Origin of the sequence: Paenarthrobacter sp. MSM-2-10-13, from assembly GCF_011605365.1 — a bacterium.
Taxonomy (GTDB): domain Bacteria; phylum Actinomycetota; class Actinomycetes; order Actinomycetales; family Micrococcaceae; genus Arthrobacter.
Genome location: NZ_JAAOXO010000013.1, coordinates 28,696 through 50,995 on the forward strand (window position 1 = coordinate 28,696; position 22,300 = coordinate 50,995).

At 62.3% G+C, this 22,300-nt stretch carries 23 protein-coding genes; 6 read left to right on the forward strand and 17 right to left on the reverse strand.

All coding sequences use genetic code 11. From position 1 onward, the window contains the following. Positions 1–1,062, reverse strand: a complete 1,062-nt coding sequence (gene pheS, locus HAV21_RS19315; protein ID WP_142939605.1) for a phenylalanine--tRNA ligase subunit alpha — start codon at positions 1,060–1,062, stop codon at positions 1–3. A gap of 203 nt (positions 1,063–1,265) precedes the next feature. Beyond that, positions 1,266–2,213, reverse strand: coding sequence for a hypothetical protein (locus HAV21_RS19320; RefSeq protein ID WP_166842799.1), 948 nt, complete (start codon positions 2,211–2,213; stop codon positions 1,266–1,268). Positions 2,214–2,314: 101 nt separating this feature from the next. On the opposite strand from HAV21_RS19320, the gene HAV21_RS19325 reads away from it, so the two are divergent. Together HAV21_RS19325 and HAV21_RS19330 are read left to right on the forward strand one after the other, a co-directional pair. Then, positions 2,315–2,767 (forward strand): hypothetical protein, encoded by a 453-nt coding sequence (locus HAV21_RS19325; RefSeq protein WP_166842800.1) that lies wholly within the window; start codon positions 2,315–2,317, stop codon positions 2,765–2,767. Then, positions 2,764–3,393, forward strand: a complete 630-nt coding sequence (locus HAV21_RS19330; RefSeq protein WP_166842801.1) for an SIMPL domain-containing protein — start codon at positions 2,764–2,766, stop codon at positions 3,391–3,393. The genes HAV21_RS19325 and HAV21_RS19330 overlap by 4 nt, the downstream gene beginning before the upstream one ends. On the opposite strand, the gene pcp is transcribed toward HAV21_RS19330, so the two are convergent. Continuing rightward, on the reverse strand, positions 3,390–4,031 hold the full coding sequence (gene pcp / locus HAV21_RS19335; RefSeq protein ID WP_142939609.1) for a pyroglutamyl-peptidase I: 642 nt from the start codon (positions 4,029–4,031) through the stop codon (positions 3,390–3,392). The two genes, HAV21_RS19330 and pcp, sit on opposite strands and share 4 nt — an antisense overlap. A 91-nt stretch (positions 4,032–4,122) precedes the next feature. On the opposite strand from pcp, the gene HAV21_RS19340 reads away from it, so the two are divergent. Next, on the forward strand, positions 4,123–5,214 hold the full coding sequence (locus HAV21_RS19340; RefSeq protein WP_166842802.1) for an Rv2578c family radical SAM protein: 1,092 nt from the start codon (positions 4,123–4,125) through the stop codon (positions 5,212–5,214). A 10-nt stretch (positions 5,215–5,224) separates the two neighbouring features. Here HAV21_RS19340 and HAV21_RS19345 read toward each other — a convergent pair whose 3' ends face one another. Next, positions 5,225–5,659 (reverse strand): (deoxy)nucleoside triphosphate pyrophosphohydrolase, encoded by a 435-nt coding sequence (locus tag HAV21_RS19345; RefSeq protein WP_166842803.1) that lies wholly within the window; start codon positions 5,657–5,659, stop codon positions 5,225–5,227. Between the two features lie 134 nt (positions 5,660–5,793). On the opposite strand from HAV21_RS19345, the gene HAV21_RS19350 reads away from it, so the two are divergent. Next, complete coding sequence (locus HAV21_RS19350; protein WP_142939612.1) at positions 5,794–7,038, forward strand: MFS transporter; 1,245 nt, start codon at positions 5,794–5,796, stop codon at positions 7,036–7,038. A gap of 131 nt (positions 7,039–7,169) precedes the next feature. On the opposite strand, the gene HAV21_RS19355 is transcribed toward HAV21_RS19350, so the two are convergent. The 4 genes from HAV21_RS19355 to infC form a co-directional block, all read right to left on the reverse strand. Further along, entirely contained in the window at positions 7,170–8,081 is a 912-nt protein-coding gene (locus HAV21_RS19355) for an RNA methyltransferase (RefSeq protein WP_166842804.1), read from the reverse strand. A 26-nt stretch (positions 8,082–8,107) separates the two neighbouring features. Beyond that, positions 8,108–8,791 carry a 50S ribosomal protein L20 gene (gene rplT, locus HAV21_RS22605; protein WP_142939614.1) on the reverse strand — a complete coding sequence of 228 codons (684 nt, stop codon included), beginning with the start codon at positions 8,789–8,791 and terminating at the stop codon, positions 8,108–8,110. 119 nt (positions 8,792–8,910) lie between these two features. After that, positions 8,911–9,105, reverse strand: coding sequence for a 50S ribosomal protein L35 (rpmI, locus tag HAV21_RS19365; RefSeq protein WP_011774324.1), 195 nt, complete (start codon positions 9,103–9,105; stop codon positions 8,911–8,913). 117 nt (positions 9,106–9,222) lie between these two features. Further along, on the reverse strand, positions 9,223–10,302 hold the full coding sequence (gene infC / locus HAV21_RS19370) for a translation initiation factor IF-3 (RefSeq protein WP_166842856.1): 1,080 nt from the start codon (positions 10,300–10,302) through the stop codon (positions 9,223–9,225). 352 nt (positions 10,303–10,654) lie between these two features. Here infC and HAV21_RS19375 point away from each other — a divergent pair, with 352 nt between their 5' ends. Then, entirely contained in the window at positions 10,655–11,053 is a 399-nt protein-coding gene (locus HAV21_RS19375) for a DUF1844 domain-containing protein (protein ID WP_142939616.1), read from the forward strand. Between the two features lie 74 nt (positions 11,054–11,127). On the opposite strand, the gene HAV21_RS19380 is transcribed toward HAV21_RS19375, so the two are convergent. The 7 genes from HAV21_RS19380 to HAV21_RS19410 form a co-directional block, all read right to left on the reverse strand. Further along, positions 11,128–12,432, reverse strand: a complete 1,305-nt coding sequence (locus HAV21_RS19380; RefSeq protein ID WP_166842805.1) for an MFS transporter — start codon at positions 12,430–12,432, stop codon at positions 11,128–11,130. Positions 12,433–12,483: 51 nt separating this feature from the next. Continuing rightward, positions 12,484–13,395, reverse strand: coding sequence for an SseB family protein (locus tag HAV21_RS19385; RefSeq protein WP_166842806.1), 912 nt, complete (start codon positions 13,393–13,395; stop codon positions 12,484–12,486). Further along, positions 13,395–14,138 (reverse strand): bifunctional 1-(5-phosphoribosyl)-5-((5-phosphoribosylamino)methylideneamino)imidazole-4-carboxamide isomerase/phosphoribosylanthranilate isomerase PriA, encoded by a 744-nt coding sequence (gene priA / locus HAV21_RS19390; RefSeq protein ID WP_142939619.1) that lies wholly within the window; start codon positions 14,136–14,138, stop codon positions 13,395–13,397. Before priA ends, HAV21_RS19385 begins: the two co-directional genes overlap by 1 nt. A 209-nt stretch (positions 14,139–14,347) precedes the next feature. Beyond that, entirely contained in the window at positions 14,348–15,091 is a 744-nt protein-coding gene (hisH, locus tag HAV21_RS19395; protein WP_142939620.1) for an imidazole glycerol phosphate synthase subunit HisH, read from the reverse strand. Next, positions 15,088–15,714 (reverse strand): imidazoleglycerol-phosphate dehydratase HisB, encoded by a 627-nt coding sequence (hisB, locus tag HAV21_RS19400; protein ID WP_142939621.1) that lies wholly within the window; start codon positions 15,712–15,714, stop codon positions 15,088–15,090. Before hisB ends, hisH begins: the two co-directional genes overlap by 4 nt. 47 nt (positions 15,715–15,761) lie before the next feature. Beyond that, positions 15,762–16,880: a histidinol-phosphate transaminase gene (locus HAV21_RS19405; RefSeq protein WP_142939622.1), complete on the reverse strand. Its 1,119-nt coding sequence runs from the start codon at positions 16,878–16,880 to the stop codon at positions 15,762–15,764. A gap of 77 nt (positions 16,881–16,957) precedes the next feature. Then, positions 16,958–17,317, reverse strand: a complete 360-nt coding sequence (locus tag HAV21_RS19410) for a LysM peptidoglycan-binding domain-containing protein (protein ID WP_024820374.1) — start codon at positions 17,315–17,317, stop codon at positions 16,958–16,960. A gap of 348 nt (positions 17,318–17,665) precedes the next feature. Here HAV21_RS19410 and lexA point away from each other — a divergent pair, with 348 nt between their 5' ends. Continuing rightward, positions 17,666–18,409: a transcriptional repressor LexA gene (gene lexA, locus HAV21_RS19415; RefSeq protein ID WP_142939623.1), complete on the forward strand. Its 744-nt coding sequence runs from the start codon at positions 17,666–17,668 to the stop codon at positions 18,407–18,409. Positions 18,410–18,473: 64 nt separating this feature from the next. Here lexA and HAV21_RS19420 read toward each other — a convergent pair whose 3' ends face one another. Then, positions 18,474–20,534 carry an ATP-dependent DNA helicase gene (locus HAV21_RS19420; protein ID WP_166842807.1) on the reverse strand — a complete coding sequence of 687 codons (2,061 nt, stop codon included), beginning with the start codon at positions 20,532–20,534 and terminating at the stop codon, positions 18,474–18,476. Next, on the reverse strand, positions 20,527–22,089 hold the full coding sequence (gene hflX, locus HAV21_RS19425; RefSeq protein WP_166842808.1) for a GTPase HflX: 1,563 nt from the start codon (positions 22,087–22,089) through the stop codon (positions 20,527–20,529). Before hflX ends, HAV21_RS19420 begins: the two co-directional genes overlap by 8 nt. Positions 22,090–22,300 lie beyond the last annotated feature (211 nt).

Below are 22,300 nucleotides of genomic sequence, written 5' to 3' on the forward strand. Positions count from 1 at the left end.
TTAGATCTCCATCCCGAAGTGCTCGCTGAAACGTACGTCGCCTTCGATCATGTCGCGCATATCGCCGACCTCATTGCGGAACATGAGCGTGCGCTCTATGCCCATACCGAAGGCAAAACCTGAATAGATGTCCGGATCGATGCCGGCTGCCCGGAGGACGTTGGGGTTGACCATGCCGCAGCCGCCCCACTCGATCCACCGCGGACCGCCCTTGGCACCCGGGTGCCAGATGTCGAGCTCCGCGGACGGCTCGGTGAACGGGAAGTAGTTGGGCCGCAGGCGGATGGAGGCGTCGTCGCCGAACATCTGGCGGGCGAAGTGCTCCAGCGTTCCACGGAGGTCCGCCATGCTGAGGTTCTTGTCGATCGCCAGCCCTTCGAACTGGTGGAAGACAGGCGTGTGCGTGGCATCGAGTTCATCGGTGCGGAACACCTTGCCCGGGCACAGAACATAGATGGGCACTTCGCGTTCCAGCATGGAACGAACCTGCACCGGGGACGTGTGCGTGCGCATCAGCAAGTGGGCTTCGGGTGGCTCCACGAAGAACGTGTCCTGCATTTCGCGCGCCGGGTGGTCCGGCTTGAAGTTCAGGGCATCAAAGTTGAACCACTCGGACTCCACCTCGGGGCCTTCGGCGATTTCCCAACCCATGCCAACAAAGATGTCCGAGACGCGATCCTGCAGCGTGGACAGTGGGTGCCGTGCACCGGCACGCCGACGACGCGGACCCGCCGTGACATCCACAGTTTCCTCCACCAGAATGCGGGCGTCGTTCTCGGCTTCGAGAACCTGGGTCCGGGCTGCGAGCGCCTGGTTGACCCGGCCACGGGATGAACCCATGAGCTTGCCGGCGGCAGCCTTGTGTTCCTTGGCGAGGCCACCGATTTCACGGTTGGCCAAGCTCAGCGGCGACTTCTCACCGGTGTGGGCGAGGCGGACAGCCTTGAGTTCTTCAAGGGAGGAAGCAGCCGCAATAGCAGCAATGGCGTCCTCGACGGCGGCGGTGATGGCGGCTTCATCCAGCGGATTCGGGATGGCAGCGCCTGGCAAAGTGTCAGTCATCTACTGTTCTTAGCTACGAGTAGGGAACGGCCTGGCAAGGCAGGCCTGCAAAACGAAAGGGTAGTGCTCGCCGCGGACGGCAGGCACTACCCTTCAGTCTAGTTGAACCTCACAGTCGGGATTTAACCGCCGCGAATTTGTACAGCCCATAACGCGGCGGGAACCGCTGAGGGGCAGTAGCTGTCCCAGAAATCCGGCAGCGCCTAGGCGCCGGAAGCGGGCGGTGCCGGCGGCGGCGGAGGTACCGGGCCGTCGTCGTGCGTTTGGCCCGGCGGTGGGGCGGGCTGCTGAGCCGGCGCACCCGGAGTGTAACCTTGCCCTGCCCAGTCCTGCTGGGGGCGCTGGGCCGGCGGTTGGGGCTGGGACTGGTAGCCCTCCTGGCCCGGCTGGACCGGATGGTCCTGCTGTGCCTGATAACCCGGCTGGGCTGCATAACCCGGCTGTCCGTACGGAGCTGCACCGGCGAGCGCCGGTTCCTGCCGGGAAGACCTCTTGCGCAACAGGACGAACAGAAGGACAAGCGCGGCGGCAATGACAAGGACTGCCACGAGGATCCAGATGATCCACATCGGAATTCCAGCGTTGGCCTCTGCCTTGGCTTGGACCACTGACTCATTGACGGAAAGCATGTCAAACGTGGCCGTGTTGCCATCAACTGTGGCACCTTTAGCCTCCACCACTTTGCCCGGGAAAGTGAATTTCACAGACGCTTCGTCGAACATGGACTTCGCCATGGCGGATGATGAGGAGTCGCCGCTTTCACCGCCGGTCACTCCGCCCATGGAGATGACGTAGAAGTCCCCGTCCCTTTTCAGTTCGAAGGGGCTCTCGGAGCTGGATGACTCCGCCAGCTTGGCTGGGTCCAGGTTGGCAGCGGTGATCCGCTTGCCTTTGTACTTCTCATCCTCGTAATCCACCACGGTGGCACCGTCGGGGACGTCCATGCCTTGGCCCCCTGTACCGTTCGACTCCATGAATTCGTCGAAGGACTTATCTCCCAGCACGGATTTTTGGATGGCGTAGACCACCTCGTAGTCCACGCTCTTTTCATTGTTGACCTTCACGGACATGTTGATCTTGACGCAACCTGTCAATGCCAGCATGAGTGCGATCAATACACCGACGACGCCCACGGCGCGCTTCGCGTTCATTTTCCCTCTTCCCCCAATGTAAGTGCGGCACCGGCGGGTGCCCGATTAGCGTATCTCCGCCACCCGTGCCGCGCCATACACCACCGGGTTAGCATGGCTTCATGACTCCCGCGCAGCGCGTACGGCAGATCGCAAACGTCCTCAACCTCTCCACGCCGTTGGGATTGGTGGTGGCAGCTGCGTCCCGGTGTGCCGTGTCCAGCGGCCCCCGCGGGCTTCTGATCGCTGCCGGATATCACTGGAAACTCCCACACGCCGGCGCTTTTACCCTGGGCAACGTCATCTTGTACCGGGCGCCGCAGGGCGTGGCCGGAAGCAACACAGTGCTCTTGGGCCATGAGGAACGGCACAGTACCCAGTACGCGTACTGTCTCGGCCTTCCCTTCCTGGCCCTTTACGGCATCGCCGCTGGTTGGTCCATGCTTCGAAGCGGGAATCCGGCGTCGAGGAATTTCTTTGAACGGCAGGCCGGCCTTGCAGCTGGCGGCTACGTTGACACTCACCCCCGCCGGCAGGGCAGCCCTGCGGGCCAGCGAATCGAGGCCGAAGCATGAACCGAACCATCACTGTCACGGGAACCGCGAGCGCGAAGGCTGTTCCGGATTTGGTGACCTTGACGCTCGGTGTGGAAACGCGCCGCGGCACGGCCGCTGAAGCCTATGACGACGCCGGCAAGACGGCCAACGCTGTTGCAGCCAGTTTGCGGGGTGCGGGTGTTTCCGCCGTGGATCTTCGAACGAGCGGATTGAACCTTCGCGCAGACCTTGTCTGGGTGGAGGGGCAAGGTCAGAAAGTGACAGCCTACGTGGCTTCCACCGATCTGCAGGTGGGCATCCGTTCCCAGGCGGACGCTCCAGCTGCGATCGCTGCCGCTGTTGCTGCCGGCGGAGACGAGATCCGGATTAACGGGATAGAACAAGGCTTTGCAGATTCTTCTTCCGTCACTGCCCAGGCGCAGGAGGCGGCGTGGCAGGATGCTGTGGCCCGAGCCGAACAGTACGCATCGCTGGCTTCGTCCCGGCTTGGGAAGGTGGTCTCCATCTCCCAGGAGCCGCTGCACGGCGGCCCCATACCCTTGGGTGGAATGGTGAGGGCATCCTTCACTGCGGAGTCCATGCCCGTGGAAGCTGGAGAGTCCTCGGTTTCGGCGAGCATCCGGGTTGAATGGGAGCTTGTTTAGCGGATAGCCCCGGCCGAATATTTCACATCGGCCTGCGTGTGCAGGGCAGTCCTGACAATATCGGCGATTCCTTCTGCCATCGTCTCCAACGGCATGGACGGCGTTGCGCTGCCTTCCGGAAGCTGCTCCGGCAGATAGGGGACGTGAACGAATCCGCCGCGGATACCGGGCTTGGCTGCCAACGAGTGCATCAGCGCATAGAAGATGTGGTTGCACACGTAGGTGCCGGCAGATTGTGAGACTTCTCCCTTGATTCCCGCGATCTGGAGGTTTCGGAGCGCAGCTTTTATGGGCAAGCTGGAGAAGTATGCCGCAGGCCCGCCCGGGACGACCTCTTCATCAATGGGGCGCTGCCCTTTGTTGTCCGGTATCCGGGCGTCATCGCAGTTGATGGCGACGCGTTCCAGGGAAATCCGTCCACGGCCTCCGGCAAGGCCAGTGCAGACCACAATGTCAGGGTTCAGACGGGCTATGGCATCGGTGAGAACCTTTGCCGACTCGCCAAAGACGCACGGCAGCTCCACCGCTTCAACGGTGATGCCTTCCGCGGCGAGCAACTCCCTCGCCCGCCGCGCTGCCAGCCACGAAGGATTCACAGTGTCCTCAGCAAAAGGTTCGAAGCCGGTCAGCAGAATCATGGGCCAACCTTAGCAATGCGCCAGCCCCTGTGATCCGGTCATTGGTCTCAAGGCCTTGACATTCATTCGAACATACCTTCGAATAGAGTCCATGAGATGGGACGCACAAGCATTGTCACCTTCGCGTGGACCGGCGTCAGAAACCAGTGACACTCAGGCTCCGGGCCCTGCCCCGGCACTGGATGCCTTGTTGCCACTGGCCGGGCTTGTGCGTTCCATCTCAACACCCGAGTTCTCGGGCGTCACCTTCCATGAGGTCACCGCAAAGTCAGTGCTCAACAAGGTGCCAACCGGATCCAACATGCCGTTTGAGTGGACCGTTAATCCGTACCGCGGTTGCAGCCATGCCTGCGTGTACTGCTTTGCCCGCAAGAGCCACACGTACTTGGAATTCGACGCCGGCCGGGATTTCGATTCGCAAGTGGTGGTCAAAATCAACGCCGCCGAAGTTCTCCGCAAAGAACTGGCTAGACCCTCCTGGCAACGTCCGCAAGTGGCCCTGGGTACCAACACAGACCCCTACCAGCGCGCAGAAGGCCGCTACGCCCTCATGCCAGGAATCATCCGGGCCCTTGCCGATTCAGGAACACCATTCTCCATTCTGACCAAAGGCACACTGCTGGCGCGGGACATTCCACTGCTCAAGCACGCAGCTACGCAAGTGCCTGTGGACCTGGGCATCTCTCTGGCCATGACCAACGAAGATCTGGCTGCACTGATCGAGCCCGGCACTCCTTCTCCCAGGGCGCGCTTGAAGCTCATCGCCCGTCTTCGAGACGCTGGCCTAGGATGCGGCGTTATGGCCATGCCGATTCTCCCGTGGCTCACGGACTCGGACGAAGCACTCGACTCCCTCTTCACTGAACTGACCAAGGCTGGAGCCACCGGAGTCACCGCGGGGGCTTTGTACCTCAAGCCCGGAACACGCGAGTGGTACATGCAATGGCTGGCCGCCCAGCATCCGGAACTTGTGGGTAAGTACCGGCGGCTCTATGGCCAGGGATCCTATGCCTCCAAGGAGTACCGCACCTGGCTCACAGGAAGAATCACCTTTTTCAAGGCGAAGTACGGCTTCACTGGGACGTCTGGATTCAGCCATCGGAATGCCCGCGGCGCTTCCGGTCCCACAGCGGCCCCCGCGCGAGTCAGTGCTCCCCTCCCGGGGCAACAGCCGCTCTTCTAAGCGTTTGTTCTCACGCTGGAGCGGCAACCCTGTCCAGCAAGGCCCGGACTATGGGCAGGTCCGCCGGTATCCACGGAAGACCGAGTAGTTGGTCACTGTCAGCTAACGACACCCAGCGCAGTTCATCGTGATCTTCCAGGGGCCGCGGCTCCCCCGCTGTCAGTTCGGCAAACCACACCCGCATGGCAGCGCGCTCGTTGAGCGTCCACCCGACGATGTTGCCGGACTCCAGCTCCGGTCCCAGGTTCACTTGAACTCCCAGTTCTTCGGCGAGCTCCCGGTGCAGGGCATCCTCCGCTGATTCTCCGGTTTCCACCTTGCCACCCGGAAATTCCCACATCCCTGCAAACTGGGGTGGTGCTGTGCGGCGTGCGGCCAGCAGGCGGGTCGGGGCCTCCAGGGAGTCGACGACGGCGGCGCCCACGACATTTATCAATCCAGTCACCGCAACAGTCTATGGTGGTCCGGACCATGGGCATCGTCACAAACCGGCCCCAAGTCACTGGCCCGGGACTAAACTTGTTATCGGATTTTTCTCCGCATTCCCCAGCCCACAAGGCACCCTCAAGAAGCAGGCTTATGACTACCACTGTGTCCCCGTCCGCCACCGCCAAAGCAGCAAGGAACCACCTTGGCCTGGCAATCCTGGCCCTGGCCATGGGCGGATTCGCCATCGGAACCACCGAGTTCGCCATGATGGGCCTGTTGAAGGAGATCGAGGAAGGGCTGGGCATCAGCACCCCCGAGGCCGGCAACCTCATCTCGGCTTACGCCCTGGGTGTGGTCATTGGCGCTCCCGTCTTCGCAGCGTTCGGGGCAAAGCTCCCCCGAAAGCACCTTGCCCTGGGGCTAATGCTTTTCCTGTCCGTGGCGAACCTGACGTCCTTCATCGCACCCGACTACGGCTTCATGCTGCTCTCGCGCTTTGCTTCGGGCCTTCCCCACGGAGCCTTCTTCGGAGTGGCAGCCGTCATCGCTGCCGGCCTCGTCGCCCCTACCAAGAGGGGATGGGCAATCTCCATGGTGATGGCAGGACTCACGGTCTCCAACGTCATCGGCGTCCCTGTGGCCACGTGGGTGGGTCAGACCTTCGGCTGGCGGCTGCTCTTTGTCATTGTCGGCGCAATCGGACTCTTGACCGTTGCCATGGTGTGGAAGTTCGTCCCCTTCGAAGCAGCCCACCCGGAGGCGAGCATCCGGCGCGAGCTCGGAGCACTCAAGCGGCTTCAGGTTTGGCTGGCATTGCTGATCGGCGTCATTGGATTTGGCGGCTTCTTTGCCGTGTACACATACATCGCACACACCATGACATCCGTGGCTGGAATACCCGAAAACCTGATCCCCGCCGTCGTGGCCCTCTACGGACTAGGCATGGTGGTGGGCAATATCTTTGGCGGACGCCTTGCCGACAAGTCCGTGATGGGCACCATTTACTGGGTCATGCCGGGAATCGCCGTAGCGCTGGTGGTTTACGCCATCGCTGCGCACTGGGCTTGGGCCGCTTTCATCATGGCGTTCGTAGTGGGCGGCATCGGCTCCATGCTGACCCCTGCCCTGCAGACCCGACTCCTGGACGCTGCACCTGGCGCGGCATCGTTGGCATCCTCTCTGAATCACTCAGCCCTTAACATCGCCAATGCTCTCGGCGCGTTCCTTGGCGGAACTGTTATTGCCTGGGGTTGGGGCTACGTTGCTCCGGCGTTGGTGGGCGCTGTGCTGGCCATCCTCGGCCTTGGAGTAGCTTTGCTCAGCGGCCTGCTGGAGCGCAGAAAGCCCCTGGTCACGTCTCCGCCTACAGACGCCGCGGAACCGACGCGCCCCTGATCAGGGGCCACGGATCCGACGCGCCGCCCAACACCTAGCGACGAGACAAAGCGCAGGAACAAAAAGATGGGCTCCGCCGTAGCGGAGCCCATCTTTTGCGTTAAATCTACGTGGTCAAAGCCTAGAGCTGTTTACACATTCCCCGGCCTGGCGCTCTGCTGGGAACGCGCACTGGCATAAAGGCACACGGTGGCGGCCGTGCCCAAGTTCAAGCTTTCAGCTGCCCCGTAGACGGGTACGGCCACCCGGTGATCAGCCAGTGCCAGCTCGGCGTCCGACAACCCCTGTGCCTCGTTACCGAAAAGCCATGCCGTAGGAGACTCGAGGGCATAGTCCGAAGCTACGGAATCATTCCCGAGTCTCCGCGCCGCATTCTCGTCCTGCAGCTGGTCCAGGTTGACGGATCCATAGCCATCAGCGGCCAGAATGCCGATCCCGCGCTCCCGGCACTGCGCTACGAGCTGGTCAACATCGGCGCCGAGTACAACCGGCAGGTGGAAGAGGGAACCCGCAGTAGAGCGGACAGCTTTGGGGTTGTAGATGTCCACGCTCGAGCCGGTGAGGACAACAGCATCGGCGCCGGCAGCATCGGCCGCGCGCAGCACAGTTCCGGCGTTGCCGGGGTCGCGCACCTGGCACATCACCGCGATCAGGCGGGGACCGGCGTCGAGTACCGACTCAAGGCTGACATCCACGAAGCTGCACACGGCAACAATGCCCTGGGGGTTTACAGTGTCAGCCATGGCCGCAAGGACTTCGTCACTGGCAAGCCGGAGCAGGGTTCCCTGTGCGAGGTCGGCAAGCTCAGGAAGGCGCTCCAAGCACGCTTCACTGGCAAAAACTTCATGCACGACGGCGGGACCTCCGGCCGCGGTGCGCTCACGGTGCAAGGTCAACGCCTCACGCACCGCTTGCGGTCCTTCTGCAAGGAAACGACCGCGCTTTAAACGGGCCGGGCGCCCGGCAAGCTTGGCGACGTCCCTCACCCGATCAGCTCGGGGGTTGGTCATCGGAAAGTCTTGCGGGCGCCCGGTTTCGTTCATATAAAGAACTTTAGTGGCAGTTGCGACTAGTTCTTGATCTGCTGGCGGGCTTCTCCGCCTGCAGGCTCAAAGCCGGCAGCCTTTGCAGCCTCAACCGTGGAGAACCAGTATTCAGCAGCGGTGGTGTTGTACCAGGTGGAACCCGGAACGTGGTACTTCTTGGACTCAGCGTTGCCCTTGATGGCGTAGCCTTCCGGAGCCTCGTCGCCATCAGCAGCAACTGCGCCGTCGATGGCCGGCTTCTCGGAAACGACAGCCTTGACAGCGGTTGCAGTGGCAGCAGCCGGAGCAACCTTGGCAGCCTTGGGAGCAGCAGCCTTGGGAGCAGCAGCAGCGGCCGGAGCGGACGTGTCAGCCGGAAGTGCTGCCTTGGCGATGTTCACCAGAGCGGCGAAAGCGTTGGCGTCGGAGACAGCCAGCTCGGCCAGCATGCGGCGGTCAACCTCGACCTCAGCGGCCTTGAGGCCCTGGATCAGACGGTTGTAGGTGAGGCCGTTGGCGCGGGATGCAGCGTTGATGCGCTGGATCCAGAGGCGACGGAAATCGCCCTTCTTCTTGCGGCGGTCACCGTAGCTGTACACAAACGAGTGCAGCAGCTGCTCTTTGGCCTTACGGTAAAGGCGCGAACGCTGACCGCGGTAACCCTTTGCGCGTTCGAGGACAACCCTGCGCTTCTTGTGGGCGTTTACCGCCCGCTTCACACGTGCCACGTGCGTACTCCTTCAGAAATCTTTATCCCAAGCTGCTACTGCCGGAAACCCGGCCGGCCTGAGAAGGCTTTTGGTGTAGTCGGTCCCTGCCGGATGGCAGTAACCAAAGAACTTGGAACTTAGACGCCGAGCATCTTCTTGATGACCTTGGCGTCGCCCTTGAAGACGAGCTTGTCGCCGGCGAGGCGACGGGTCAGCCTGGAGGACTTGTGCTCCAGGTAGTGACGGCGGTTGGCCTGCTGACGCTTCAGCTTGCCGGTACCGGTCAGCTTGAAGCGCTTCTTAGCACCGCTGTGGGTCTTCATCTTCGGCATGGGAACCGATCTCCTTACGTATCCACGGACAAGTCCGCGATTCTATCGTGCAGCCGGCCTACGAGGGTCGGCGTGCTGGTTGCTTGCCGATGGAGGCAGAGCCTCCACGGCGTTGAACTAGTTGGTCTTGCGTGATGCTGGCTTGGGCGCAGCCTTGGGAGCTGCGGGCCGAGCTGCCGGCTTGGGAGCTGCCGGCTTGGCGACGGGCTTCGGAGCCGAAGGAACTGCGGGCTTCGGGGCGGCTGCCGGAACCACTGGCTTCGGAGCTGCTTCAGCTGGTGCAGCCTTGGCGGCGGGGGCTGCCTTCGCAGGTGCCGGTGCTGCCTTGGCGGGAGCTGCTTTGGCCGGTGCCGGCGCTGCCTTTACTGCAGGCGCCTCCACTACGGGTGCTTTTTCAACATCCGGAGCAGGTGCTTCTTCAGCAACCGGGGCCTCTTCAGCAACCGCTGCTTCCTCAGCAGCGGGAGCTTCTTCAGTAACCGATGCCTGGGCCTCGGGGGCTTCGGCCGCTTCCTGCGTGGTCTCCTCTTCGGTGACCTTGAAACCCTCGGGCAGAAGGTCAGCGAGGCTCTGAGTCATCGGAGCCTGCTCGCCCTTGGTGTCAACACGTCCGGACGCCTTGGCTTCATTCTGCGCCTTGGCTTCAGCACGCTGCGTAGCGCGGCGCGCTTCAGCCTTGGCTTCAGCCTTGTTCTTCAGGGGGCCGATCACCATGACCATGTTGCGTCCGTCAATGCGCGGGCTGGACTCGATGATGCCAACCTCAGCAACATCTTCAGCGAAGCGCTGCAGCAGGCGGATACCCATCTCGGGGCGCTGCTGCTCACGGCCGCGGAACTGAATCATGGCCTTCACTTTGTCGCCGGCACCGAGGAACCGAAGTGCGTGTCCGCGCTTGGTTTCGTAGTCGTGCTTGTCGATCTTCAGGCGGAAGCGGATTTCCTTCAGAACCGTGTTGGTCTGGTTCTTGCGGGCCTCGCGGGCCTTCACTGCGGCTTCGTACTTGTACTTACCGAAGTCCATCAACTTGCAAACAGGAGGCTTAGCCTGCGGGGCAACTTCAACGAGATCGAGATCGGACTCGGCAGCAAGACGCAGGGCGTCCTCGATGCGGACAATTCCTACCTGTTCGCCGGCAGGACCGACCAACCGCACCTCGGGGACGCGGATACGCTCATTGATTCTTGGCTCGCTAATGTTAAAGCTCCTGTGGTTGTGGTGATGTCACCGGCAAATAGAGAAGGCCCCCAATTGCTGGTGCAATCGAAGGCCTCGAAGATCGGTAGCACTTCCTCCAGGGAAGCACACGCATCCGGAGGCAGTGCCTCCAAAAGCGTCCGACCAGGTACCCGGCAACCTCTTGTCCCGAAAAGGGATCCTGTCCCCGAAGGGAGCGGCTGACGCGGGTGGGAGAGAACTCCGCTTGCAAACTGAAAACCAATTCTACAGAAACAACCCGCCAAGCGCACATTGCGTGAGGCGGGAGCATGTATTGCGCATGTTGCCTGTGAATAACGACTTCCAGTCGGTCTGTGACAAGCTTACCAGTATGAGCACTGAAGACAGCAATTCCCGTAACTCCTATAGCGAAGACGCCGCCCCCGCCGTTGATGCCGGGGTGTCCCAGCAGATCCGCGACATCGCTGAAGTTCCGGCCGTGGAAGTTATTACTACCGGCGCCGTCCACCTCATGAGTGCGGCGGCCGTCAAGGTTGGCCTGGCAGATGACCCCAATGCCGAGGACCTCAAGGACTTGGACGAGGCCCGCAAGCTGATCACCGCCCTCGCCGGCCTGGTGTCGGCAGCCGCCCCGGAGATCGGTTCACAGCACGCAGGTCCGTTGCGCGATGGCCTGCGCTCACTGCAACTGGCCTTCCGCGAAGCGTCACTCATTCCCGACGCACCGGGCAAGGGCCCGGGCGAAAAGTTCACCGGACCGGTGAACTAGCACCAACTACGGCAAGAAACTACGACGGCGGGTCGACCAGGTGGTCGACCCGCCGTCGTCGTCAGGTGAGCTTTTCAGACCCGTGCTGCCCGGCGACGCAAGGACGTCAGGACGAGTCCCGCCGCACACAGGACGACGCCGGCGATTCCCACGGCCGCGAACCCGCCGGACGGTCCAACGGTGTCGATGAAGACTCCGGCCAGAGGTGCGCCGAGCGCGACTCCTGCGGTCAGCGCGGAGCCGTACCAGCCCATGGCTTCACCCCGGCGCTCTTCCTCAACGAGGTCAGCCACCTTCTCGGAAGAGGCAGACAAGACCGGGGCGCACAACAAGCCAGGCAGGAGCGAGAGGAACGCCAGAGTCCAGGTGTCCTGGGCAAATCCCATCGGAATAGTAAATGCGGCCATGCCCAACAGCAGGAGCATGGGCGAGATGGACCGCTTCATGGACCCGTAAATGAGGCCACCAACCACCGACGCGGCGCACCAGAAGAAGAACACAATACCGATTTCATTCTGGTGCCCGCCGCGTTCCAACAGACCCACGATGCTGACATCGGAACCGCTCAACACCATGCCCGATCCCGCAGCAACAGTGAAGAGTGCACCAACAGAGACGGTGAACCACGTAAAGTTCCTGGCCACACGATTTCTAAGGCCTGCAGTTCGGGATGTCGACGACGCCATTTCCGACGCCGCCTCCTGGACGTGGGCAGGCGCTGACGCCACCATCGCTGCCTCGGCAGCAACCAGGTCAGCTGCAGCCCGGTCCGCGGACTCCTGCGGAGTACAGACCGCTTCGCTGCGGGTGGGCGGGTTGAACCACATCAGGAACAGCCCGGCCACGGACACGGAGACGCCCACGGCCGTGAGCCCAATAGCCGAAAAACCGCTGGTGGCGACGATTGCCCCCACAGCCGGCCCGATCATGAAGACCAGCTCGGTGGCGATGGAGTCGAGGGCGAACGCCGAACGCCGCTGCTCGCCGTCGACCATGACGCCCAGAGACTGCCGGACGACACTGAAGATCGGCAGCGTGAAAAGGCCGCCGACGAACACCAGCGGCAGCAACCACTCGTAGGAAACATGCGGGACGATCGACCAGATGACAGTCTCCGAGACGACTGAAGGGATCAGCGCCTTGCGGAGGCCCACCATGTCTACGCGGCGGCCGCGCCAAGGAGCGCCCAGCGCAATGCCAATGGTCATCACAGCAGCTGCTGCACCGGCGGCGGCATAACCCTGGCCAAGTGTGAGCACGATGTGCAGCGTGAGCAGCACGCCAGCAGCCGAGTGCGGAATGCGGGCAATCATGCCCACTATCAGCAAACGCCGGACAGGTCGGATGGACAGCATCTCTTTATAGAGAGCGAAGTTCACTGGCTAAATCCTCTTGTTCCCCAGGGCAGCCCCGGGGAACCGGTACTGCCGTTAATACTGCGTGGGCTCCTGTGCTGCACGCTGCAGTTTTACTTCCATGGAATCAACGCTTTCGGCAAAGGAATCCATTTGCGCCCACGCCTCGTTCAATTGGGCAACGAGAGTTTGCACTGCTACGGCGTCGAGTCCATCCTCAAGGAAAAGAACAACGCGTAGTTCCGGCCCCGCACCGCCTCCTGAGACCTGGCGGCCATCGGCCGTCAGCGACGCAACACCGCCGCCGGGTTGCGTCTCAAGGCGACGGACCGTTTGAAAGGCCGAGACCGTTGAAGCGAGAGCTGACTCCAGTTGATCATCAAGGTATGACGGCGTCCAGTCCTTCTGCTGGGCAAGGGCCCACACGGCCGGGCGCCGCACAACAAAGGCAAAGTCGGAACCGGGATCCAGCACCAACAGCTGCGCGCCCTCGGATACCGCCGAAAGCGCCGCACGCGCGGCGTAAACGGCAACCGGCCGGGCCTCCGAGTGCCATGCCTCGAGAGCGGCTGCGGAGGTAAAGACCGGCATGGCCGTGCGGCCATCAGGAGCCTTCAGTGTGACCAAAGCCATATCCGCTTGCTTGTCAGCGTGCAGGCCGTCAACGCCTTCTGCTTCTTCAGCCAACTGAGCAACTACCGGAACGAAAACCCGTGCCGTCGCCAAGGAGGCCACAACGTCTGCCTCGCTGCCGGTTCCGTTGATCAGAGCCGCGACGGCGGCTACGTACCCGGGGTCCGCTGAGCCGTCGTCGTCCTCGAAATTGTGGATCTTGGCGTCGTCACCGCTGAGGCTCCTACCGGCCCAGGGCTGGCCTGCAGAGTCCGTAGCTCCCCCGGCGCCGGCCAACGCAGCCGCGATGTGGCCGGGTAGCTCGCGCCTGGCCTGACCTTGATCCCCGTGCTGGTGACCTGCGTTATGAGGCATCAGCGGCGGCCGGCAACGTCCAGTGCTTCGGGCAGAGTAAAGGCACCGGCGTAGAGAGCCTTGCCAACAATCGCACCTTCAACACCCAGCGGGACCAGTTCGCGCAGGACACGGAGGTCTTCCAGGCTGGAGATACCGCCGGAGGCGACCACAGGCTTACCGGTCTTCTCAACCATCTGGCGCAGAAGTTCCACGTTCGGCCCCTGAAGGGTTCCATCCTTGGTGACGTCGGTGACTACATAACGCGCACAGCCGGCATCCTCGAGGCGGGCAAGAACCTCCCAGAGGTCGCCGCCCTCCTTGGTCCAACCGCGTCCGGCAAGCGTTGTGCCGCGGACATCAAGGCCGACGGCGATCTTGTCACCAAAGCGATCGATCGCACGGCGGGTCCACTCGGGGTTCTCCAACGCCGCGGTTCCAAGGTTCACGCGGGCGACACCCAGTTCCAGTGCACGCTCAAGAGACTCGTCATCCCGCAGTCCGCCGGAGAGCTCCACCTTGACGGCGAGCTGCGACACCACCTCGCTGATGAGCGCGGCGTTGTCTCCACGTCCGAAAGCTGCATCGAGGTCCACCATGTGCACCCATTCGGCACCGGCGTTCTGCCAGTTCAGTGCTGCTTCCAGCGGGGTCCCGTAGCTGGTTTCCGAGCCTGCTTCTCCTTGGAGGAGGCGGACCGCTTGGCCGTCAACAATGTCAACGGCCGGCAGGAGTTCCAGAACGGACTGGGCGGAGGAGGTCATGTGTGTCCTTGAAGTTCGAAAAGGGTGATGCGGCTAGTTGAACGACTGGTTCAGTTTCCCAGCGTCAGGAGATAGGCGGCCAGGAGGGACATCCCTGCCAGCACGTAGAAAGAAATAGAAACCCAACGCGGCTTTTTCTGCTGATGGAAGGAGATCCCCCCACCTACCAGCAGGCCGGCGAGGCCCATAAGTAATACCGACCACCACATCTAAGCGGCACCGCTTCCGGATTCTTTCGAAGCGGGCTTACGGAGGCTATCCACCCAGTTTCGCAGGAGCCGGGCCCCGGCATCCCCTGACTTCTCCGGGTGGAACTGCGTGGCGCAGAGCGGGCCGTTTTCCACTGCGGCAATGAAGCGTGCACCGTGCTCGGACCACGTCACCATGGGAGGAGCCATACGGGGCTGAACGACGTCGAAGTTCCACTCCTGGACTCCGTAAGAGTGCACAAAATAGAAGCGTTCCTGTTCAACACCTTCGAACAGCTTTGAGCCTTCGGGGACGTCCACGGTGTTCCAACCCATGTGCGGCACCACTGGAGCGGGAAGGAGCTCAACCTTGCCGGGCCACTCAGCCATGCCTTCGGACTCGGTGCCGTGCTCAACTCCGGCTTCGAAGAGAACCTGCAAACCCACGCAGATGGCCAGCACAGGACGGCCACCGGCAACCCGACGTCCGATCATGCGGATGGCATCAACGGACTTGAGTTCCTTCATCACGGTCTCGTAGGCACCAACTCCGGGCACCACCAGACCATCAGCGTTGAGCACGTCCTCAGGCTTGGAGCTCAACACCACGTGCGCGCCCGCACGTTCGAGGGCGCGGACGGCAGAGCGAACGTTGCCCGATCCATAGTCCAACACGGTGACGGTTGGCTTGCCTTCAGGCGACTCCGGCTTTACGGACGCTATGGCGTCGGCCACGGCTCCATTGTTCAGAATCTGGCCGCTCATAGTGCGCCCTTAGTGGAGGGAATGCCCTCCACACGGGGATCGGACTCAACAGCTGCACGCAACGCGCGGGCAAAGGCTTTGAACTGGGCCTCAACGATGTGGTGGGGGTCGCGGCCGGCCAGGACGTTCATGTGGAGGCAGATTCCGGCGTGAAGCGTAATTGCTTCAAAAACGTGACGGGTCAACGATCCCGTGAAGTGTCCGCCGATCAGGTGGTATTCCTGTCCGGCCGGCTCGCCACCGTGCACCAGGTAGGGTCGTCCGGAAACATCAACGACGGCGTGCGCCAAGGCTTCGTCCAAAGGAACCGTGGCTTCACCAAAGCGACGAATACCGGCTTTATTGCCCAGTGCCGTTCGGAGGACCTCGCCGAAGGTAATGGCGACGTCTTCCACCGTGTGGTGGGCGTCAATGTGGGTGTCGCCAGTAGCTTTGACGGTCATGTCAATCAGGGAATGCTTGCACAGAGCCGTCAGCATGTGGTCGTAGAACGGAACCGAAGTGCTGATATCCGAGACGCCTGAACCATCCAGGTTAATCTCCACCAGGACCGAAGACTCACTGGTGGTGCGCTCCATGCGCGCGGTGCGGGCAGCGGTCGGCGCGGCGCCGGTTTCGCTCATTGGGACATCCTTATACACGGAGGGGTGGGTTAGGTCTAGGAACAAGTTTAGGCGTGGTGCGGCGCGGTGCCGTCCAGCAGGGCTTCCAAGGCCTCCAGGAACGCAGTCGTTTCCGGCTCGGTTCCAGCGGTGACACGCAAATGCCCCGGGATACCGACGTCGCGAATCAACACGCCGGCGTCCAGCAGGCCCTGCCAGATAGTGTGTGGATCCTCCAGTCCCCCAAAGAAGACGTAGTTGGAGTCCGAAGCAGCAGGCTGGAGGCCCATGCGGAGCAGTTCAGTCACAATCCTGTCGCGCTGGACCTTGATGTCCTCGACGTCGGCCATGAGGGCTTCGCGGTGATTCAGCGCAGCGAGGGCCGTTGCCTGCGTCACGGCAGAGAGGTGGTATGGGAGACGGACCAGCCTGATGGCGTCCGTGACTTCCGGGGCTGACGCCATGTATCCGAGCCTGGCGCCCGCCAAAGCGAATGCTTTGCTCATGGTGCGCGAGACGATCAGACGCTCGCGTCCGGGCAACAGGGTCAGGGCGCTCGGCGTGTTGTCGTGTGCGAACTCGTGGTAGGCCTCATCCACGATCACCATGGCCTGGCTGGCTTCGCCGGCCTCGTAAACAGCCTCCACGACGTCCAATCCCAAGCCCGTACCTGTGGGGTTGTTGGGCGAGCACAGGAAAACGATGTTGGCGCCCGTTTCCCGGACCTGAGCAGCGGCCGATTCGGCGTCCAGCCCGTAGTCGTCCGCGCGGACTCCGCGGACATACTCGGTGTCAGTGCCACTCGCGAGCAGGGGGTACATGGAGTACGTGGGAGGAAAGCCCAATGCCTTGCGGCCGGGTCCACCAAAGGCTTGGAGGATCTGCTGCAGGACCTCGTTGGATCCGTTGGCCGCCCAGATGTTGTCCGGGGAAAGCCCGTGGCCAAGGTACTCGGCCAAGGCTTCACGAAGTTCGGTGAACTCCCGGTCCGGATAGCGGTTCAGCCCGGTGGCCGCAGCGGCCACGGCCTCAGTGATGGCGGCTTGGACATCTGCGGGGACGCCATGAGTGTTTTCGTTGACGTTGAGCAGGATCGGTACATCGAGCTGCGGTGCGCCATAGGGGCTCAATCCACGCAGGTTGGTCCGAAGGGGAAGTCGGTCAAGTCGCTCAAGCTGGTCACTCACCAACCCAGTTTAAGGGGCGGCCGGGACTGCCGACTAACTGTGACGCCCGACCCTTGATTTCTGCGGGTGCCGAGGGATCAGTTTGCAGGGACGAACAGCTGCTGGCCGGGCAGGATGCGGCCGCCCCGGAGGTCGTTGAGCTGGATGATCTCGGCGATGACGTCGCGGGGGTCACGCTCGGGAGCGGCAGCGCCGGCGATGCCCCAGAGGGACTGACCTGGCTGGACTGTAACAGTGACGGCAACAGGCGGACGCAGTTGGGACTGCGAGTCGGCTGCCTTGGCCGGGGAGTTGATAAATCCGGCAAGACTCAGCAACGCTGCAACCAACAGCATGGCCGGGATGCCGAAGAAGACGATCCGTCCCCTTCGGGTCAGGCGCAGGCGAGCGGGTGCCTGGGTCGTACGGAAATCAGCGAACGTAGTGACTGCGGACATGAGCTGAGCCCTTCTGAGCTATTGCCACGCTCCGGGATGCCCGGTGCCTGGCTGCCAATTCTTTGTGTTCCCCTGGGCCTGCCCCGGATGTTCGAACGCTTTGTTCGAACATCCAGCTTCAGCATCAGGTTTATAGAACACATATTCGAACCTTGCTATGACATTTTTAGCACTTATCAACGAACGGTGTCGAGACTCGCTAGAACAAATGTTTGATAAACGCCTGTGCCTGCCCTACGTTTGAGTGAAGAAGCAGCACTGTTTCAGTGGAACAGGAGGGTCTGACATTTTTTGCAGACCTGACACCCCTGGCCCTCATCAGGGCGGAATGGAAAGGCATTGGCGAACATGGCAGCGAAAGCCACAGGCGGAGGGGCACCCCTGCGGAGCCAACAGCCTCAAAAGAGTCCCAAAAGCCTGACCGTCCGGCAGAAAAAGATCCTGGAGACCATCCAGAGGTCAGTCAATGACAACGGCTACCCTCCCAGCATGCGCGAAATCGGCGACACCGTGGGTCTGGCCAGTTTGTCCAGCGTCACGCACCAGTTGTCCCAATTGGAGAAGCTCGGCTACCTCCGCCGGGACCCCAAGCGTCCCCGCGCCATGGAAGTGCTGATGCCCCTAACCCTTGATGGCGGGCCCATCCCCGGTGTGGACGCTCCGACCACCCTTCGCAGCGCCGGTGGCCTGGCCGTCACCGAGCTAGCCAGCGCCAGTGATACCGCCATGGTCCCCTTGGTGGGGCGCATCGCGGCAGGTGGACCGATCCTGGCTGACCAGACGGTGGAAGACGTGCTTGCACTCCCACGGCAACTCGTGGGGCATGGCGAACTGTTCATGCTGAAGGTGGCCGGCGATTCCATGATCGATGCTGCTATCTGTGACGGCGACTGGGTGGTGGTCCGGCGACAGAATGATGCCATCAACGGCGACATCGTTGCCGCCCTGCTGGATGATGAAGCAACCGTGAAGACTTTCCGGCAGCGGGACGGTCACACGTGGCTGCTCCCCCAAAACACCCAGTACGAGCCCATCCTCGGAGATCAGGCCACCATCATGGGCAAGGTCGTCTCGGTACTGCGCTCTCTTTAAGCGCTCACGCCCTTTAAACGCAGCTTCCCGTGGACACCAGCAGGTGTTCACGGGAAGCTGTGCATTACGGGGCTTTAGCCGAGCCCAGACGTTCCAGAACGCCTCGAACCACCGACCGGTCCGTGGTGGCCCAGAACGGCGGCAGGGCGGCACGTAGAAAGCCCCCGTAGCGCTCGGTCGAAAGCCTGGAGTCGAGTACCGCGACCACCCCTTTGTCTCCCGTCGAGCGGATCAGTCGGCCAGCGCCCTGCGCCAGCCGAATGGCAGCGTGCGTGGCTGACACGGCCATGAAACCGTTCCCGCCCGATTGGGCAACCGCCCGGGAACGGGCAGTCATCAGGGGATCGTCAGGACGTGGGAAGGGAATGCGGTCAATAACCACCAGTCGGCATGAGCCACCCGGAACGTCTACCCCCTGCCACAGGGACATGGTTCCGAAGAGGCACGTATCTGGCTCGTCCGCGAATTGCTTCACCAGGGCCGCCATGGTGGATTCTCCCTGACAGAGAATGTCCACATCCAGCCGGAGCCGCATGGCATCGGCGGCTTCTTCGGCAGCACGCCGCGAGGAGAACAGGCAAAGCGCTCCGCCCCCGGACGCCCGGATGAGGTCTTCCAATTCGTCCAGCGCCTCCGGCGAAGTACCGCGGCCCGGTTTGGGCAGGTGCTTTGCCACGTATAGAACACCCTGTTTGGGATAGTCGAAGGGCGATCCCACATCAATGCCCGTCCAGCTCGGCGCGCCGTCTCCAATCAGGCCAAGACCACCCGCGGCGGGCTCGAAGGCCGAGCCGATGGCCAGGGTCGCAGAGGTCAGCACCACAGTATGGCCGGCAAAGAGCCCCTCTCGAAGCCGCCCTGCCACACTGAGCGGGGCAATATTAATCAATGCAGGAGCTGTCTCGTCCGGCGGAGAATATCCCTGCTGGGGGTCGAACGTGCTGTTCCGCGAGAACCAGACCACTTCGCGGTTCTCCTTCGCGGCGAGCATCCGCTCGCACAGTTCCAGGATGAGCATGAGCCGTGAGCGCGCAAGCTGCCGTCCGCCGTCGACCGCGTTTGAAGAATCCGTCTTCGAGTCCGAGAGCGCGGCGCGCGTGGCGTCCCGCAATTGGTCAAGGCAATCCAGCTGTTCGTCGTTGAGGCCGTTGGGCAACAGACCGTTGGGCACGCCAGCTATGGCCATATCCAAGCTGTCCGCAGCTGCGTTGAGGGCGTCCACGGTGATGGCCGTATGCTTGCGGGCACTTGATGCCGCCGCGTGGACCATGGCCACGGACAACTGTCCTGAAACGGCTCCGGTTACCCGGTCCTGAAGCTCGTGCGCCTCATCAACCACCACGACGTCGTACTCGGGCAAGACAGCCAGGCCTTCAAAGGCGCTGACGGCCAACATGGCATGGTTGGTGACTACGACGTCGGCCTCACCAGCCCTTGAACGGGCCAGCTCACTGAAGCACTCTTCTGCCACGGGGCACTTCTGGGCACCCAGGCACTCCATGGACGTGACGGAAACCTGCCGCCAAGCCCTGTCGGTGACGCCGGGCATGAGTTCGTCGCGGTCTCCGGTAGTGGTCTTCTCCGCCCATTCCCTGAGGCGGACCACTTCCTTGCCCAGCTGCGATTGGGGTCCACCCATGGAGGCAGCAAAGTGAGGGACGCTGGTGTCCTCCCCCAGGGAGAACAGCTGCCCTTCGGAGGGCTCCTCGCTGGGGAACCCGCCTTCAAGCTTCTGCAGGCACACATAATTGGCTCTGCCCTTGACCAACGCCACGTTGACGGGGCGCTCAAGGGCAGGGTTGATGGTCTCCAGCAGCCGGGGAAGATCACGGCCGACAATCTGGGTCTGGAGTGCCAGGGTGGCGGTGGACACCAGCGTCGGTTTGTTGCTGTCCATGGAGTGAGCGATCAACGGAATAAGGTAAGCCAAAGACTTGCCCGTTCCCGTTCCCGCTTGAACCAGCAAATGCTCCCCGGTTTCAATAGCCCGGGTCACATGCTTGGCCATTTCATGCTGACCCGCACGGCTTTGTCCGCCCATGCCGGCAACAGCCCGGTCCAACAACTCGAGGGTGGCTTTCTCCCCCACCGACTTGACGGCGTCCGCCGCCACCTTCTCAACCATTGCTGACGAATGACTCCAGTTCGGCGGCCAGGCCTTCGCGCACCATGACCACTACGCGGGTCCCGTTCTCCTCGTGCTCAAGGCTGAGGATTTCCGAGTCGGAATTGTGCAGTTTGTTGATCATTTCCCCGCGGTCGTAGGGAATGAGCAGTTCAAGGCGCACGCCCGGCCGGGGAATGGATCGGCTGATGTCTTCCAACAGTTCGGCAATGCCCTGGCCCGTACGGGTGGACACCACTGCGTGGCGGGGTTCCTTCTGCTTGAGGCGCTCCACCACAAAAGGATCCGCGACATCGACCTTGTTGAGGACGATGATTTCAGGAACCTTACGGGCATCCACTTCGGTGAAAACGGTCCTTACAGCAGCGATCTGGCCCTCAGGATCGGGGTGTGATGCATCCACCACATGGAGGATCAGGTCTGCGTCCGCCACTTCCTCCAATGTAGACCGGAAAGCCTCAATCAGCTGGGTGGGCAATGAACGAACGAACCCAACGGTATCTGCCAGGGTGTAGCCGATGCCATCCGGAGTTTGCGCCTTGCGGACCGTGGGATCCAAGGTGGCGAACAGGGCGTTCTCCACCAGGACACCGGCGTCCGTGAGGCGGTTCAGGAGGGACGACTTGCCGGCGTTCGTGTACCCGGCGATGGCGACGGACGGAACAGCATTACGACGGCGGTTGGCGCGCTTAGTCTCGCGCGCCGGCTTCATCGCGGCTATTTCGCGACGCAGCTTGGCCATGCGGGTGCGGATTCGCCGCCTATCGAGTTCGATCTTGGTTTCACCAGGACCGCGCGAGCCCATGCCGGCGCCTGCTCCACCCACCTGGCCACCGGCCTGACGGGACATGGAGTCACCCCAACCACGAAGCCTCGGGAGCAGGTATTCGAGCTGTGCGAGCTCAACCTGGGCCTTGCCTTCGCGGCTCTTGGCGTGCTGGGCGAAGATGTCCAGGATCAGTGTGGTCCGGTCGACTACCTTGACCTTCACGATGTCCTCAAGGCCGCGTCGCTGTGACGGGGCAAGCTCCGTGTCCACTACTACGGTGTCTGCGCCGGTGGCGGCGACGATGTCCTTGAGCTCCTGGGCCTTGCCGGATCCGAGGAAGGTCCCGGGGTCCGGCTTCTGCCGGCGCTGAACAATACCGTCCAGCACCTCGGATCCAGCCGTTTCGGCAAGGGCGGCGAGCTCACGGAGGGAGTTCTCCGCATCAGCAAGAGTCCCCTCCGTCCACAGGCCGGCCAGGACAACGCGCTCCAGGCGCAGCTGCCGGTATTCGACCTCTGTGACGTCCTCGAGTTCGGTGGACAGTCCCGCGGTACGCCGAAGGGCGCGGCGTTCGGCCAGGTCTTCCTGGTCGCCGTCATAAATACTGTGTTCCTGGTCCAGCGTGGAAATCGCCTGCGCCTTGCCGAACACACCGATGGCGTCGTTGTCGTCGGATGCCTGCGCAGGTACATCCTTGGAAAGAATCCGGTCGATCACGGCCTGGATTTGTTCAGGACTCATGTCCTGGGCGTCGGAATCGGATCCGGAGTGCTTCTGGGTGGTCATGGTCTCCTTAGACTGTTCGGCAATTCCAGAATAGTGCTGTTTGCTGCTCGATGGGGCGCTATTCGCGCTGGGCTGACGGGCATCGGCCAAAAGGGCCTCCTGTGTCCTGAACGGCCACCCCTCTTGCGGAGGGCGGCTGTTGTAAAAGTGGCGTGATGGAATCCGCAGGAGGGTCCCTGGGCCGAGGTGAGGATGTTCCGCCGGCTGCAAC